At 70.3% G+C, this 15785-nt stretch carries 11 protein-coding genes; 6 read left to right on the top strand and 5 right to left on the bottom strand.

The window, feature by feature from the left end; translation table 11 throughout:
• Positions 1–116 precede the first annotated feature (116 nt).
• From AB0N03_RS51120 to AB0N03_RS51130, 3 genes are all read left to right on the top strand, one after another.
• Positions 117–698 carry a restriction endonuclease subunit S gene (locus tag AB0N03_RS51120; RefSeq protein ID WP_364388637.1) on the top strand — a complete coding sequence of 194 codons (582 nt, stop codon included), beginning with the start codon at positions 117–119 and terminating at the stop codon, positions 696–698.
• Positions 699–791: 93 nt separating this feature from the next.
• Entirely contained in the window at positions 792–4406 is a 3615-nt protein-coding gene (locus tag AB0N03_RS51125; protein WP_364388639.1) for a type I restriction endonuclease, read from the top strand.
• Between the two features lie 59 nt (positions 4407–4465).
• Positions 4466–5197 carry a SprT family zinc-dependent metalloprotease gene (locus AB0N03_RS51130; RefSeq protein ID WP_364388642.1) on the top strand — a complete coding sequence of 244 codons (732 nt, stop codon included), beginning with the start codon at positions 4466–4468 and terminating at the stop codon, positions 5195–5197.
• A gap of 489 nt (positions 5198–5686) precedes the next feature.
• Here AB0N03_RS51130 and ychF read toward each other — a convergent pair whose 3' ends face one another.
• Entirely contained in the window at positions 5687–6769 is a 1083-nt protein-coding gene (gene ychF / locus AB0N03_RS51135) for a redox-regulated ATPase YchF (RefSeq protein WP_364388644.1), read from the bottom strand.
• A 102-nt stretch (positions 6770–6871) separates the two neighbouring features.
• Between ychF and AB0N03_RS51140 the strand changes: the two genes are divergently transcribed.
• Positions 6872–8263 (top strand): AlkA N-terminal domain-containing protein, encoded by a 1392-nt coding sequence (locus AB0N03_RS51140; RefSeq protein ID WP_364388646.1) that lies wholly within the window; start codon positions 6872–6874, stop codon positions 8261–8263.
• A 7-nt stretch (positions 8264–8270) separates the two neighbouring features.
• On the opposite strand, the gene AB0N03_RS51145 is transcribed toward AB0N03_RS51140, so the two are convergent.
• From AB0N03_RS51145 to AB0N03_RS51160, 4 genes are all read right to left on the bottom strand, one after another.
• On the bottom strand, positions 8271–8462 hold the full coding sequence (locus AB0N03_RS51145) for a DUF1737 domain-containing protein (RefSeq protein ID WP_364388648.1): 192 nt from the start codon (positions 8460–8462) through the stop codon (positions 8271–8273).
• 21 nt (positions 8463–8483) lie between these two features.
• Positions 8484–11435, bottom strand: coding sequence for an SMC family ATPase (locus AB0N03_RS51150; RefSeq protein WP_364388650.1), 2952 nt, complete (start codon positions 11433–11435; stop codon positions 8484–8486).
• The gene (locus AB0N03_RS51155) at positions 11432–12583 is read right to left on the bottom strand and encodes an exonuclease SbcCD subunit D (protein ID WP_364388652.1); all 1152 of its coding nucleotides are present in this window, start codon (positions 12581–12583) and stop codon (positions 11432–11434) included. Before AB0N03_RS51155 ends, AB0N03_RS51150 begins: the two co-directional genes overlap by 4 nt.
• A gap of 75 nt (positions 12584–12658) precedes the next feature.
• Entirely contained in the window at positions 12659–13510 is an 852-nt protein-coding gene (locus tag AB0N03_RS51160; RefSeq protein WP_364388654.1) for a TIGR03619 family F420-dependent LLM class oxidoreductase, read from the bottom strand.
• 197 nt (positions 13511–13707) lie between these two features.
• Between AB0N03_RS51160 and AB0N03_RS51165 the strand changes: the two genes are divergently transcribed.
• A complete protein-coding gene (locus AB0N03_RS51165; RefSeq protein ID WP_364388656.1) occupies positions 13708–14622 on the top strand; it encodes a DNA recombination protein RmuC in 915 nt (304 codons plus the stop codon).
• A gap of 445 nt (positions 14623–15067) precedes the next feature.
• Positions 15068–15785 (top strand): DUF6542 domain-containing protein (locus tag AB0N03_RS51170; protein ID WP_364388658.1); only part of this gene is annotated, 718 nt, incomplete at its 3' end.

Consider the following 15785-nt stretch of genomic DNA (forward strand, 5'->3'; position numbering starts at 1 on the left):
AGACCCCGTTAGAGGTCCACAACGAGTATCTGAGCCGACAGCTTGCAGCATGAATTAGCTATAGGAAAGCTGTCCGGAAATCTTGGGGCGCCTCACCCGGAGTTGCCTTGGTAAAGGTGCTTGCTGACAAGCCAAGGAATGGGTACTCACCACTGGAGGTTCCAGGATGGACTGGACTTCAGGCGTTGGGACTTGGTTGCCTCACCACTGAAGGGTTTGCCCCTAAACAGCTGAAACGCGTCCCTGATAGCCCACCGGGAAGACGATACCTTCTTCAGGACGGAGACTTGTTAATGAGTCGGGCCAATACCAGGGAACTCGTTGGCCTGACCGGACGTTACCGAGATATCGGCTCCCCATGCATCTACCCGGACCTCATGATGAGGTTACGCCCGGATGAGACGCAATGTCTTACCTCGTACCTTGAGCTTGTTCTACAAACCGAACCCATACGCGCTGCCGTAAGGGGCGCTGCGCGCGGCACCAGCGAGAGCATGGTGAAAATTAGCGCCACGATTGTCGAAGCGCTGCACGTGCCGCTCCCCAGCTTAGAGCGACAGGACGAGATTGTTAAGGCTGTCGCTTCGGTCGATCGACAGATTGAGCGACAGGTTGCGGTCGCGGCCAAGCTGCGTACCACCCAGCAAGCTGTAGTTGAAAACCTGCTCACCAGCTATTCGAAGGCATACGCCGTCTGAGCAGGTCCGGTCTTCGCCGCTCGATCAAGACCGTACGTCTCTGGCGAACTCGCTGCCTGAACGTAGAATTGCCCGTACGCTGCAGGACGACACTTGAGCGAACGACGAGGGTGGGATTTGGCGTTGAGTGGGGAGCACGACACAGAGACGCAAAGTGCGTCGGAGTACGCGGGGCCAGAGTACGTCAACACCGAGAAGCCATTGATCGAGCAGCTGATCGACCTCGGGTGGGAGCACCTGGAAGGCGCTCCTCCCGGAAAGCCCGTCGGCACCCCGGCACCATCCCAGAGGGCGACCTTTGACCAGGTCGTATATGAGGACCGCTTCCGGGACGCCGTGGCGCGGCTCAATCCGGCTCCCAAAGACGGCGGTACTTGGCTGACCCCCGCCCAGCTCAACCGTCTGCTTGCGCTCGTGCTTGGTACGGCCCCTGGCCAGGGCCCGGCCGAGCGTGGCGTAGCGGCCAACCTCGCGGTGACCAAACTGCTACGCGACGGCGTCAACGCCCGCATCTTGCCAGGGTGGAAGAAGGGCGACCCCGAGCACGTCCAGCTCGTTGACTGGGAAGGGGAGAACGGCGGGCGCAACGACCTGTTGGCCGTCAGCCAGTTTCGCGTGGACCGGAAGGACTCGTCCCACGTCACCCCGGATCTGGTGCTGTTCGTCAACGGGCTGCCCTGGGTGATCATCGAGTGCAAGGCGCCGCTAACATCCGGAAGCGACAGCAGGGCCGCCCTGGACGACGCCGTCGGCCAGGTCTGCCGCTATGCGAGCCTGGAATCCCCGGTACCCGTCCCCGAGTTCACCCGCTATGCGCAGGTTCTCATCGGCACCGATCGCACGTACGCCGAATTGGGCTCCGTCACCTCGACTCCCGAGTACTTCACTCCGTGGCGTACGACCGAACCCGCACCCGCCGACGGCTGCGATACGGACATGGCCATCCTCACCGTCGGCGTACTTACCCCGGCCCATCTCCTCACCCTGGTGCGAGACTTCACCACCGAGCGCGGGCAGGGCGAACGTACGCTCAAAGTCGTCGGCCGCTACCAGCAGTTCCGGGCGGTACTGAGGCTCGCCCGTGCGCTGCGGGAACGTACAGCGGCGATCGCGGCGGGACATGACGCCGGCCAGCGGGGCGGAGTCGTCTGGCACACCCAGGGCTCCGGCAAGAGCCTCACCATGGCTTTCCTAGTGCGTCACCTCAGGAGCAACCGCGAACTGAAGGGACACAAGGTCGTCGTCGTCACCGACCGGATCGACCTTGAGAAGCAGATTCTGGAGTCCATGGCCGCGGCCGAGGAGACCGTCTACCGGGCCGACGGAGTCGCGGACGCTCGCGCGCAACTCGCGGTACGGGTACCGGACGTCGTCCTGGTGATGCTCCAGAAAGCACAGCGTGACGACACCGCCGATGACGGGCGTGAGGAGAGCCTGGGGACCGAGGACGGCAGCGAGGACGCCCACGTTCAAACCCGGGCTGCGAACCCCAGCCCGCACATCGTGGTCCTGGTTGACGAGGCGCACCGCGGCCAGGACCGTTGGTTGCACGCCCGACTGCGCGCTCTGCTACCGAAAGCCGTCCTCATCGGTTTCACCGGAACCCCCATCATCGGTGGCACGCGCAAGAAGACCGAGGACATCTTCGGGTCGCTCGTCGACACGTACACGCTACGCGACGCGGAACAGGACCGGTCTGTCGTTCCAGTGCGCTACGAGGCGTACGAAGTACCGCTGGAAGTGGTCGAGAAGGCGACCCTGGACGCCAAGTTCGATGAGCAAGTGCCCGCCGAACCCCAGCAGCGCACGCGCGTACTGCGGAAGTTCGCGCGCCAGCGAGAGATCCTGGAAGCGCCTTCGGTGATCGCGGACAAGGCCGACTACATGCTGCGGCACTGGGCGATCAGCGCACTGCCCGACCGGTTCGGCGCCCAGCTTGCGGCGGTGTCCCGGCGCGCGGCCGTGCGCTATCGGTCTGCCCTGCTCGCAGCTCGCGACCGGTTGGTCGCTCAGCTCGACGCGCTCGATCCCGTCCTGCGCCACGACCCGACAGCGATGCTCGGCGCCGATGAGGAGACACGCAACCTCCTCACCGTGCTGCCGCATCGTGACGTCCTCGCCTCCATCGATGTCGCTGTGGTGATCCACGGCGACAACCGGAAAGATCCCCGAGAATGGCGGGACTGGACTTTGAAGTCCCGGCAAGACACGTACATCAAGCGTTTCAAGGCGGGCCTCGGCGACCCACTCGACGCCGCTATCGACCCCTCGTGGGACGTAGACCCACATAGCATGGCCGGCCAGGGGCTTCCCTCGCCCAGCGCACCCATGACTGACGTTTGGCTGACAGGAGACGCCGTCGGCGTGGGAGACGGCAGCCGAGAGGGTGCCGACGGTAGCGACCGGGAAGCCACCGAGCCGCTGGCCTTCCTCGTCGTTCAGTCGATGCTGCTCACCGGCTTTGACGCACCCGTCGAACAGGTGCTCTACCTGGACTGCGCCCTCTCGGGGGTGGGCCTTCTTCAAGCTGTAGCCCGCACCAACCGACCCTATCCGCGCAAGAGGTGGGGGCTGGTCGTCGACTTCATTGGCATCGGTCCCGAACTGGCGCGCTCCCTGCACGCGTACGAGCAGCACCACCTGCGTGAGGTCTACGGCTACCAGAACGTCACCGTCGACCACCTCAGCCCGGACTTCGAGGGAACGCAGCCCACCGGTGACGGCCTACTCCTCCAGGCGGATGCCGCCGCCGATCGGCTCCTCCAAGACCTGCACGGCTCCGTCGCCCGCTTCCTCGAAGGGCGAAACCTGGCGTCGTACGACGCACACGGCACGGTCACCCTCGCCGACAATCAACGCCGAGAGGACCTTCTCGACCTGCTTGCCGACCCGTTGGAGCGCGGCAAGTTCGACGAATTGGCGCGCGACTTCCTTGAAGCACTCGGAGCTGTCCTGCCTCGGCCATACGCACTCGTCTACGAACAACTCGCAGGCCACCTCGGAGAGGTTCAGTACCTCGCACGGCAGAGGTACTTGGACGGGCGCGACGAGTTCAGCCCGCGCCGGTACGCGGCGAAGGTGCGCAGGCTCATCGCCGACCATCTCCGGGTCACTGGCGTCGAGCTGCGGATTCCCCCCGTGGAGTTGACCGCGCCCGACTTCTTCGAACGCGTCGACGCCAACCAGGACGCACGCGCCAAGACCCGCTACATGGTGAGCCGGCTGCGAACGCACATCACAGCCAACATCGGCGCGGACCGGGCTCGCTACGAACTTTTCAGCCGCCGGCTGGAAGAGATCGTCCAGCGAATGCACCAGGACTTCGAGCAGGCCGCGACCGAGCTCGCACAGCTTGTCGGTGACGTCACCGAGGACGTCGAAGACTCCGGGCCAAGTCTCGACCCGCGAACCGACGGACCGGTGTACCGCTCGCTGGTGAGGGGGCTGGAGCGAATTGTCGCGATCCCTGTGCCGACGGAGGATGACCTGACATGGGCGGCGCACCAGCTCTCTACGGATATAGCGCTTCTTGTGAGAAACCCGCACTTTCCCGCTCAAGCCGATGCGCGCAACGACGTGCGCAAAGAACTCCGCCTCAAGGTTGCCGAACACCTCCGCGTGGAATGGGAGAGGACCGCCGACATGGCGGCGGAGCTTCTGGAACTCGCCGTGGAGCGATGCGACGACTTCCGGCGCTATGGGACATGATCACATCGGTGGGAGTGGCGCGGGCGGCTTCTGTCGGTGCCTGATGGTACGAATGCCGGGTGAGCACGACCGTCCAGTCCGCCCTCGCTTCACTTCCCATGCCAAGGGAGTGGACGTGGCATGTCGTCGTCCGACCGCGGCGCCGGACGCTGGGGATCGAAATCCAGGAGGACGGTGGTCTGCTCTTCGCGGTGCCGCCGGACGCTGATCCGCAGGCAGTCGCCGAGGCTGTACGTGCTCGGCTTTCGCGCCTCGCCGATGAGGTCGGGCGGCGCAGACGCAGCGGAGGACAGCCGTTCAAGGAACTGGTGGGCGGGGAAAGCTTCGCATACCTCGGGCGTCACCATCGGTTGAAGGTCGTGTTCGCCGAGCCGGATCGGCGAGTGCGATTGCATCAAGGCTGGCTGGAGCTCCCGGACACCGGATCCCCGCGACAGGGTGCTCACTTGATCGCCGAGTGGTACTCCGCGCGAGGCAGTCGATGGGTGACTGCCCGCGTGGCACCTCTGGCCGAACGTACAGGCGTCACTCCGAGAGAAGTGACCGTCCGGGAACTCGGCGAGCGCTGGGGAGCATGCGAACCAGACGGTTCCATCGCTCTGCATTGGGCACTGATGCAGTTGCCGGCAAGTTTGGTGGACCTGGTTCTCGTCCACGAACTGACACATCTGAAGGTCCCAGCTCATGGTGCTGCGTTCCGGCACAGGATGCGCATGGTGCTTGGAGACCTGGAGTCGTTGGAGTGCCGCTTCGCAGAGGCCGAGCCAGACCTTTGGCGAGGAGCCGTCTGAATTATCAAGGCGGGACTCGATCACTCGCCCTCGGCCATGATCTAGTCAGTGCGCCTCGCTATCACTTGCCCACCGCCACCACCGAGGGCCACTCCATCAGGTCATCGAACGACAATCCTAAGCGTGGCAGAGCAGGACGAGCGGAACGTCGGGCCGTTGCTCCCCCGGCTCGCCTGATCAAGTCAGGCGACGGAAACCAGTCGAAGTCTCGTCGGTCATGGTCCACTACTCCAGCCCCGACGACCGGCCGTCGTTCACGAACACGATCAGCCCGCCGTCCGACACGTCGACTTCACCGCCACCGCGTTCTCCAGCGCGGCCCTCGAGTGCCGCTTCGTCCACGGCGAGGTCGATCGTGTGGGGTGCCCACAGCTGCAACGACCCGTCACACGAGCGGTGGCGGCCTGTAGTCGAGTTTCAACGGCACCGGGGAAGTCCGCGTCAGCAGCGCCTCCAGTATCGTCCACTCGGCCAGGGTGAGCGGACGGCTCACACGTTGAAGCGGAACTCGACCACGTCGCCGTCGGACATGACGTAGTCCTTGCCCTCCATGCGGACCTTGCCCGCCGCGCGGGCCGCCGCCATGGAGCCCGCCGCCATCAGGTCCTCGTACGAGACGATCTCCGCCTTGATGAAGCCGCGCTCGAAGTCCGTGTGGATCACGCCCGCCGCCTGGGGAGCCGTCGCGCCTTGGGGGATCGTCCACGCGCGGGACTCCTTCGGGCCCGCCGTGAGGTACGTCTGCAGGCCGAGCGTGTGGAAACCCGCGCGGGCCAGGGAATACAGGCCCGGCTCCGGCTGGCCGACCGACTCCAGCAGCTCGCGGACCGACTCCTCGTCGTCCAGCTCCAGCAGCTCCTGTTCGACCTTCGCGTCGAGGAACACCGCGTCCGCCGGGGCGACCAGCTTCGTCAGCTCCTCGCGGCGGGCGTCGTCGGTCAGGATCGCCTCGTCGGCGTTGAAGACGTAGAGAAACGGCTTCGTGGTGAGGAGGCTGTGCTCGCGAAGCAGTTCGAGGTCGACGTCCTTCTGCGCGGAGAAGAGCGTGCGGCCGCTGTCGAGGATCTCCTTGGCCTTCTGCGCGGCCTCGAGCGCGGGCTTCGCTTCCTTCTTGGTCCGCGCTTCCTTTTCCAGGCGCCAGACGGCCTTCTCGAGAGTCTGCAGGTCGGCCAGGATCAGCTCGGTGTTGATCGTCTCGATGTCGCTCATCGGGTCGATCCGGCCGTCGACGTGGATCACGTCGGGGTCGTCGAACACGCGGATGACCTGGCAGATCGCGTTGGCCTCACGGATGTTCGCGAGGAACTTGTTGCCCAGCCCGGCACCCTCGGACGCGCCCTTCACGATGCCCGCGATGTCCACAAAGGACACGACCGCCGGCACGATCTTCTCCGACTTGTGCAGCTCGGCCAGCTTGTCCAGCCGCGGGTCCGGCAGCGGCACGACACCGACGTTCGGCTCGATGGTCGCGAACGGGTAGTTCGCGGCGAGCACGTTGTTGCGGGTCAGCGCGTTGAACAGGGTGGACTTGCCGACGTTGGGCAGGCCGACGATACCGAGGGTGAGGCTCACGACCCCGCAGTCTACGTGGCTCACCCGGCCAAGGCCCACGCGCCCAACGCCGCGTCGGATTTCCGCCAGCGACGGCGCTGACCTGCTGGCATGCTCGGATCCATGGTCACCGAAACGCTCGCCCTCTGGCGCGACGCCGAGCGCTGCTACCGCGTGGTCACCGCCCGCGACCCGCGCTTCGACGGCCAGTTCATCATGGCCGTGCGCACCACCGGCATCTACTGCCGGCCGTCCTGCCCGGCGTCGACGCCGAAGGAGCGCAACGTCCGCTTCTTCCCGACGTCGGCGGCCGCGCAGGCCAACGGCTTCCGCGCCTGCCGCCGCTGCCTGCCCGACGCCGTGCCGGGCTCGCCGGACTGGAACGTGCGCGCCGACCTCGCCGCGCGGGCGATGCGCCTGATCTCCGACGGGACTGTCGAGCGCGAAGGCGTTCCAGGCCTCGCGCGACGGCTCGGCTACTCGGAACGCCAGCTCGGCCGGGTGCTGACCGCCGAGCTGGGCGCGGGCCCGCTCGCGCTGGCCCGGGCCCACCGCGCGCACTCCGCCCGACTGCTGATCGAAATGTCGGGGCTGCCGCTGACGGACGTCGCGTTCGCAGCGGGCTTCTCCAGCGTCCGGCAGTTCAACGAGACGATCCGCGAGGTGTTCGCGACGACGCCGTCGCAGCTTCGCGCGGCGAGCTTGCGACGCGGCCGCGCACCGGGAGAAGGTTCGACGCGCCTCAGCCTGCGGTTGCCCTTCCGCCCGCCGTTCGACGCCGCCGGGCTCCTTCGTTTCTTCGCCCGACACGCGGTGCCCGGTGTCGAGGAGGTCACTGACGAGTCGTACGCCCGGACGCTGCGGCTCGCGCACGGCACCGGCGTCGTCCGGCTGACGCCGGAAGCCGGCCACGTGCGCTGTGACCTGCTTCTGGCCGACCTGCGCGACCTCGGCAGCGCGGTCAGCCGGGTGCGGCGGCTGCTCGACCTCGACGCCGACCCGGTGGCGATCGCTCGGGTCCTCGGCGCCGATCCGGCGCTGGCGCCGATCGTCGCGGCGGTGCCGGGCATCCGGGTGCCGGGCGCGGTGGACGGCGACGAACTGCTGCTCCGCGCCCTGCTCGGGGCGGCCCCGGTGCGGCACGGCGACGAGGTGCCCGGCGAGTTCGGCGTCACCCGGCTGTTCCCGACGGCGGCACAGATCGCGACGGCCGGCTACGACGAGAACGTCACCAGCGTTGCGGCGGCGCTGGCCGAAGGGCGGCTGGACGTGCACGTCGGCCGGGAGGCGGCCGAGCTGCGGGCGGAGCTGCTCGCGTGCCCCGGCATCGACGCGCCGACGGCGGACCACGTGCTCATGCGCGTCCTCGGCGCGCCGGACATCCTGCTGAACGACCCGGAAATCCGGCAGAGTGCCACGCGGCTCGGCATCTCGGCGGACTCGCTGCCGGAGCGAGCCCGGCACTGGACGCCGTGGTGCTCCTACGCCGGGATGTACCTCCGGCAGGCCGGCTGACGCCGCGTCAGCCCTGCTCGCCGTGCCACAGCAGGGCCTGCGCGACGATCACCTGGGTCCCGTCGAACGTCGCGGCCGGCGAGCCGTGCAGGCGGTAGCCGAGGTCCAGCGCCTCACTGATCCGGTGGCAGAACTTCGCGTCGTCCGGCCCGGTGAGCAGGCGGTAGCGGGGCAGGCCGTCCGGCGGTTGTTCCGTCATGCCTTCATCTTGGCGGAATCGTCAACCGGCCCGCACCTCCACGGTCGAGCCCGTGCGGGACTTCCGGACCCGCAGCCGCGTCGGGATGCGCTGCCGCAGCTCCTCGACGTGGGAGACCAGGCCGACCACCCGGCCGCCCGCGCGGAGCTCGTCGAGGATGTTCATCACGACGTCGAGGGTTTCGGCGTCCAGCGTGCCGAACCCCTCGTCGACGAACAGCGTGTCCAGCAGCGCGCCGCCGGTCTCCCCGGCGACGACGTCGGCCAGCCCCAGCGCCAGGGCCAGCGACGCGAGGAACGACTCGCCGCCGGACAGCGTCTTTGCCGGGCGGATGGTGCCCGAGTAGTCGTCCAGCACGTCGATGCCGAGCCCGCCGCGGGTCCCGCGCGCACCGGCCGCGTCCGAGTGCACGAACGAGTACCGCCCCTGGCTCATCGTGCGCAGCCGGTGGGTGGCGGCGACCGCGACCTCCTCGAGCCGAGCCGCCAGCACGTACGAGCGCAGCGACATCTTCCGGCTGTTCTGCCCCCGCCCGTTGACGACGTCCGCGAGCGCGCGCAGCTCGGCGTACGCCGCTTCGGCCGGTGCGAGGCCGGCGAGGGCCTTGCGCAGCAGGCCCGCCAGCCGGGTCAGCTCGTCGTGCTGAGCGGTCGCCACCCGCAGCGCCGCGTACGCCGAGTCGGCACGCGCCCGCGCCAGCTGGGCGGAGTCGGCCGCGCGGTCGACGTCCGCGACGTCGTCCGGCGAGATCCCGAACAGGTCCGGCTCGGACAGCAGCGCCCGCGCCCCCGCCGCGGCGGCCTCGGCCTCGGCGATGCCCTGCTCCAGCTTCTCGATCTGCTCGTCCGGCAACATCGCGGCCCGCGCCTTCTTCAGCGACGTGAACCCCTTCGCCTTGACCGCCGCCTCGACGAGCGCCCGCTGCTGGGCGACGCGCTCGCGAGCACCCACGACGGCCGTGCGGGCCTCCGCGACCCCTTCGAGGGCCTCGGCCAGCCCGACCAGGTGCTTCCGCCGGGCACCGACGTCCGCGAACTCGCCGCGCCCGGCGACGAGCCGGCGTTCGCGCTCGGCCAGCCGTTCTTCCAGGGCCCGGACGTCGGTCGTGGCCTCGGTCGCCGCCTGTTCGGCCCGGCGGCGACGTTCGGTCCGCAGTTCGAGGTCGCGTTCCAGCAGGACGACCTGTTCGCCGAGCTTCGCCTTCCCGGCCGCTTGCTGCGTCAGCGAAGCGACCACCGCGCGGGCCTCGCCCAGCTCGGCCGTGATCGACTCGGCCGTGCGCTCGCCCAGCCGTTCCAGCAGGCCCGCCAGCCGCGCTTTCGCCTCCTCCAGCGCGACGACGACCCGTTGCCGCACCGCGTCGGCGGCCTGTTCCGCCTCCTCGGCGGCGCGTTCCTCGGCGGGGTCGACGAGCTCGACGTCCCGCTTCGCCGGCGCCGGGTGCTCGGCCGACCCGCAGACCGGGCACGGCGCGCCGTCCGGCAGCGCGGCGGCCAGCTCGGCCGCCATCCCGTCGAGCCGCCGCTCACGCAGGTCGAGCCGGCGCTGCCGGGCCGCTTGGTGCGAGTCGACGACTTCCCGCAGTTTCGCTTCGCCTCGCGCGACCTTCGCTTGGGCCTCGGGCAGGTCGGCCGCGTCGCGCGCGAAGGCCCTCAGCTCGTCCACCCGGGCGCGCGCGCCGTCGAGCTTCGCCTCGGCTTCGGCCGCCTCGACGGCGTCCGCGCGCAGTTCGGCCAGCTGACCGGGGATCGCGGCCAGCTCGGTGGTCAGCTCTTCGACCTGCTGCCCGGCCGTGACAGCGGCCAGCTTCCGGTCGTCCCGCCGCATGACGTCGAGCTGCTGCTGCTCGGCCTCGGCGACGAGCTCCGCGACGGCGCCGGCTTCTTCCCGCGCGGTGGCCGCCCGCGCCTTGAGGTCGCCGGTGGCGCGGGTGCCGAACTCCCGCAACTCCGCGCCGCGGGCCTTCTCCGCCTGCTCGGCTTCGGCCAGTTCCGCGGCGCGCCGATCCAGCAAGCCGGCCTCGACCGCGACCCCGGCGGCCCGCCGCGCGGCCGCGACCTCCTGGGCCCACTCGGCGCGCTGCGGCGCCTGCTCGGTGATCTCGACGAGCCGCAGGTGCGCGGTGCGCACCCGGCGGATCTTCTCCGCACCGGCGCGTTCCTCCTGCAGGTAGACATCCGCGCGCCGGGCCGAAGCGCGCGTGCGTTCCTCCTCGGCCGTGACCTGCCCGGCGCGTTCGGCGGACGCCGCCAGCACGGTGGCGACCCACTCCGCCACGCCCTCCTCGGGCGGGTCCTGCTGGGCTTCCTGCGCGTAGCGCGCCAGCAGCTCCCGCACTTTTCCTTGCTGGTGCTCGAGTTCCCGGCCGCGCTCGGCCCGCAGGTCGGCGAACCAGCGTTCGACGTCGGCGAAGCGCTCGGTGCCGAACAGCCTTTCGAGGAGCTTCTCGCGCTCGGCGGTGTCCGATCGCAGGAACCGGGCGAACTCGCCCTGCGGCAGCAGCACGACCTGGAAGAACTGGGCCGCGGTCATCCCGAGCAGCCGCTCGACGGTGCGCGCGACCTCCTCGATCCGGATCAGGCCCTCCGGCGGCAGCCCGGCCGGCGCGGTGCCGACCCAGCTCAGCGACACCCGTGCCTGCTGCGTGGTCGTGCCCTCGCCGCGCCGCTTCGGCCGCTGGTACTCCGGGTTGCGGACGATCTTCAGCCGGTGGCCCTGGACGGTCAGCTCCAGCGCGACCTCGGTGACCTGCTCGGGCTCGGCCAGGTCGCAGCGCAGCCGCTTGGCTTCGTTGCGGGCGCCCGGAACCACGCCGAACAGCGCGAACGCGATCGCGTCGAGCAGCGTGGTCTTGCCCGCACCGGTTTCCCCGTGCAAGAGGAAGAGACCGTCGGCGCCGAGCACGTCGAAGTCGACCACTTCGCGTGCGCAGTACGGCCCGAAGGCTTCGACCGCCAGCCTGTGCAGCCTCATTTCGCGAGTGCCCCCCGGTCGGCCGCTTCGAGGGCGTGGAAGAGGAGCTTTTCTTCGCTCTCCGTCGGCGGGGCGCCGCGGCAGTCGTCGAGGAAGCCGCGCGAGATCTCGATGTCCGACCGGCCGCGCACGGCGTCGGAGTACCGCAGCGGGGCGCCGTGGTTGCCGCCTTCGGGTTCCCACTCCAGGTGCACGGCGTGGGGAAACCGCCCGCGCAGCCGCCGCATCGCGTCCACCGGGCGGACCGGGTCGGTGACCGCGACCGACAGGAAGTGCTCGAGGACCTCGTCGTGCGCCGGGTCCACGAGCAGGTCTTCGAGCCGGCCGCGGAGGGTGGCCAGCTTTCGCGGGACGGGCAGTTCGTGGCGGCGGACCTCGGCGAGCCCGCTCTCGTCCAGGTCGACCAGCCAGACCGATTTGCGTTGCCGCGCCTCGGAAAACGAATACGCCAGCGGACTGCCGGAGTACCGCAGGTGCGCGGCGAGCGTCTGCGGACCGTGGAGGTGGCCGAGCGCGACGTAGTCGACGCCGTCGAAGACCGAGCCGGGCACCTGCTCGACCCCGCCGACCGCGATCGTGCGCTCGGATCCGGTCGGCTCGCCGCCGGTGACGAACGCGTGCGCGAGCACGACCGACCGGACGCCCGGCCGGGTTCCGAGGTCCGCGCGGATCCGCCGCATGGCCTCGGTGAGCACGCCGGTGTGGCCGCGCGCGTCCGGCACGCCCAGCGCGTGGCGCGCCGGTTCCGGTTCCAGGTAAGGGATTCCGTAGACCGCGACCGGGCCGTCGCCGTCCGCCAGGAGCACCGGCTCGGCCAGCCCGCCGACGGTGGTGCGCAGGTGCAGCCCGCCCGCCGCGGCGAACTCCGCGAAGGCGCCGAGCCGCGGCGCCGAGTCGTGGTTTCCGGGTGTGGCGACCAGTTGCGCGCCGGCGGCGCGGATCCGCGCGACCGCCGCGGTGGCCACCCGGACGGCCTCGGCCGACGGCACCGCGCGGTCGTAGATGTCGCCTGCCACCAGGACGGCGTCGATCGCCTCGCCGGCCACGAGGTCGGCGAGGTGCCCGAGCACCGCTTCCTGTTCCGCGAGCAGGTCGGCGCCGTGGAACGTGCGGCCGATGTGCCAGTCGGAGGTGTGCAGGAATCTCACGGGGCCAAGGTACGACCCGGCCCCGACGAAACCGCGGAGACTCGCCGCGGGCTCACTCGAACGTGTGTACGAACACTAGCAGGTGCCCAGTTCGAAGGCGAGGTCCTCGAACGCCGCCAGCTGGGCGTCCACGCCCAGGCCCGCGACGTTGAGGTCCCAGATCACCTCGGTGACGCCGAGGTCCGCCGCCCGGCCGAGGTCCTTGACGATCGTCGGCTCGAGGAACGCCGTCCCCGGCGGCCCCGCGCGCAGCACGATCCGGCCGTCGCCGCCCGCGTCGCGGTAGATCCGCAGCTGCTCTTCCGTGCTCTCCCAGGAAAGGAAGGCGATGATCAGGCCGTCGGCGAGCCGCGCGGCGCGTTCGACGGCTTCGGGCGCGACGGCGCCGAGCAGGATCGGCAGGGGCCGCTCGGGCTTGGGTCCGATGAGCGCCCGCGCGACGGGGTAGCGCGGGCCGTCGTGCTCGACCGGACCCGGCGCCCAGCAGGCGCGCAGGACCTCCAGGTACTCCTCGAAGCCGCGGCCCCGGCGTGCCGGCGGCACGCCGCTGACCGCGAACTCCTCCGGCAGCCAGCCCTGGCCGAGGCCGGCCACGACCCGGCCGCCCGAGAGCCGGTCGAGCGTCGCCAGCCGCCGGGCGAGCAGCACCGGCGGCTGGAACAGCGCGTTGACCACGCCCGGGACGAGGCGGACGTGCTCGGTCACGGCCGCGACCCAGGTCAGCGTCTCCAGTGCGTCGAAAGCCGCGTGCGCGGGCAGGCCGGCGTCGTTGCGCCAGCCGGGCGTCGCGGGCACGAGCAGCCGGTCGTACGTACCGACGCTGTGGAAGCCGAACCGGTCGGCGGCGAGCGCGATCCGCCGGATCGCGCCGGGGCCGGCCAGCGGTTCGATGATCGGCAGGCCGACGCCGACGAGTGGGAACGTCATGGCGTCCTCCGTTCTCTCTTCGGGGAACCCCCGAGGGGGGTCGGAGCACGGCGCCCGGACCGGACACGCCCCGCGAGATTTTTATTTGTTCGCAGGTCAGCTACCCAGAGCGACGGTTCGGCTGCGGTTTTTGTCGGTGCCGTCCGCCATGATGTCTGCGCGGTCCGAACCAGGCGGCCCGGAGGGAGGAGGCGGAAGTGGCGACGGTGCTGACCACCGCGGCGATCGTGCTCGCGGTCCTGCTGCTGTTCGCCGTCGCGGTGCTGTGGCGGCTCTACAACGACGGGATGCGCCGGGCGGACGCGGCGGCCCGGCAGGTGGCGGCCGAGCGGGCGAAGTCGGACCAGCAGCAGCTGGCCTTGCGCCGCTACGAGGTCGCGTTCGCCTCGATCAGCGGGCGCGGCGAACTGGGCGAGCAGGTGCTGGTGGAGACGGCGCGCGCGCTCGGGCTGCGCGAGAACCTGCACTTCACCCTGCAGACGGACGTCGGGGGCGGCGGCTCGGCGAAACCGGACATGGTGCTGCGGGTGGGCGGCGACCGCACGGTGCCGGTGGACGCCAAGGCGAGCATGGCGATCTGGGCCGAGGCGGTGGAGACGAACGACCCGGACGAGCGGATCGACGCGTTGCGCGCGCACGTCCGGCAGGTCCGCGCCCGGGCGGCCGAGCTGGCGGGCAAGGGCTACCAGCGCTGGGCCGACGCGATCTACGGGACGATCATGTTCGTCCCGTCCGACGCCGCGGTGGTCGCGGCCTTGGACACCGACCCGGAACTGCTGCGCTGGCTGATCGACCGGCGGGTGTTCCTGTGCGGGCCGACCGGGTTCGGGGTGCTGGCTTCGGCGGCGCTGTTCGCGGCGAGCGACCGGACCCTGGAAGCCGACGTCGAGCAGGTGCGAGCCGGGGCGGCGGGCGCGCACCGGGCGGCGGGCGGCGCGGTGGAGGCCCTGAACCTGTCGAGCACGCACCTGCAGCGGTTCCTGTCGGCGCGGCGGCGGGAGCTGGAGGCATTGGAGACGTTCCGGGCGACGGTGGCACCGCTGACGGACGCGGCGGGCAGCCCCTCGCCGGTTCCCCAGGTGCGGAAGGGGGACGAACTGGCGGCCAGCTGAGCGGCTCCGGCCGGGGCAGCGGCGCACAGGTGCGACGTCGCGGCGGGACGTGCGGGCAGTCACGGCAGCACCGGACGGCGGTCGGGGGCTGACGCCGGACCGGGCCCCTGCGCTCGTTCGCCGGAGACGGCCCGGCCGACGGCGAGCAGTGAGTCGGACTGGTCACTGTCGCCGACTCCGGTGATCGGTGCGATCGCCGGATGCGGAGCCCTCGGGCGACCGGCTCGCCGAGCCCGGCAGGAAGACCCACGTAAGCCTCCCACCTGCGGCGACCCGCGAACCACCACGTCGGAAAGGGGACGAACCGGCAGCGCTTACAAAGGACTGGACCACACCACAGCAGCACCCGGCTGGGCCCCTCGGGTCACGCCGCCGGGTGGCGGAACACCCATGTCGGCGGCGGTGCTGGCAAGATCTTCACAACCACGAGATACGGTGTTGTGCTGTGACCGCGATTCGCGATCGCCAGAGCGATCCAGATGCCGACGACGTCCCCGTACCGTGGGACGAGCGTCCTGTCGTCGGTTCGAGGCGTGGGTTGCCGTGGTGGGCAGCAGTCTTGGTGGGCTTCGGCCTGGCGATCGTGGGCGCCCTCATCGGCAAGCCGAGCCAGGGCAACATCCCGCTGATCTTCACGGTCTGCTACATCGCCGGGGCCGTCATCGCGGTCTGCGCGGTGCGGCGCCGGGGCCTGTTCGGGCCGATGGTGATGCCGCCGCTCGTGCTGGCCGTGACCGTGCCCGGCGTGATCCTGCTGACCTCGGGGTCCCAGGGCGACGACATGCTGTCCAAGGCCCTGAACATCGGCACGCCGCTGATCAACGGCTTCCCGACCATGGCGATCACGACCGGCATCACGCTGCTGATCGGGTTCGTCCGGATCTTCCGCGAACGCGACCCGGACGCCCCGAAAAAGGGCAAGGCCGCCCGCCGCCAGGACGACGAAGACGACGAGAAGCCGTCGACACGCGCCGCGGCGACTTCGGCCGGCGGCCGTCCGCGGCCGGCCGGGTCGAACCGCACCGGCCAGACGCCGCTGCCCCAGGAGGCCCGGCGTGGGCGGGACGGCGAGCCGCCGCGTCGCCCGCGGCCGCCCGCGGAGGGCGAACGCCGCACCCCGCGCGCCGGCGCCCCGGCCGAACGCGAACGTGACCGCGGCGCTC

This window comes from Amycolatopsis sp. NPDC051061, from assembly GCF_040682935.1.
Classification (GTDB): domain Bacteria; phylum Actinomycetota; class Actinomycetes; order Mycobacteriales; family Pseudonocardiaceae; genus Amycolatopsis.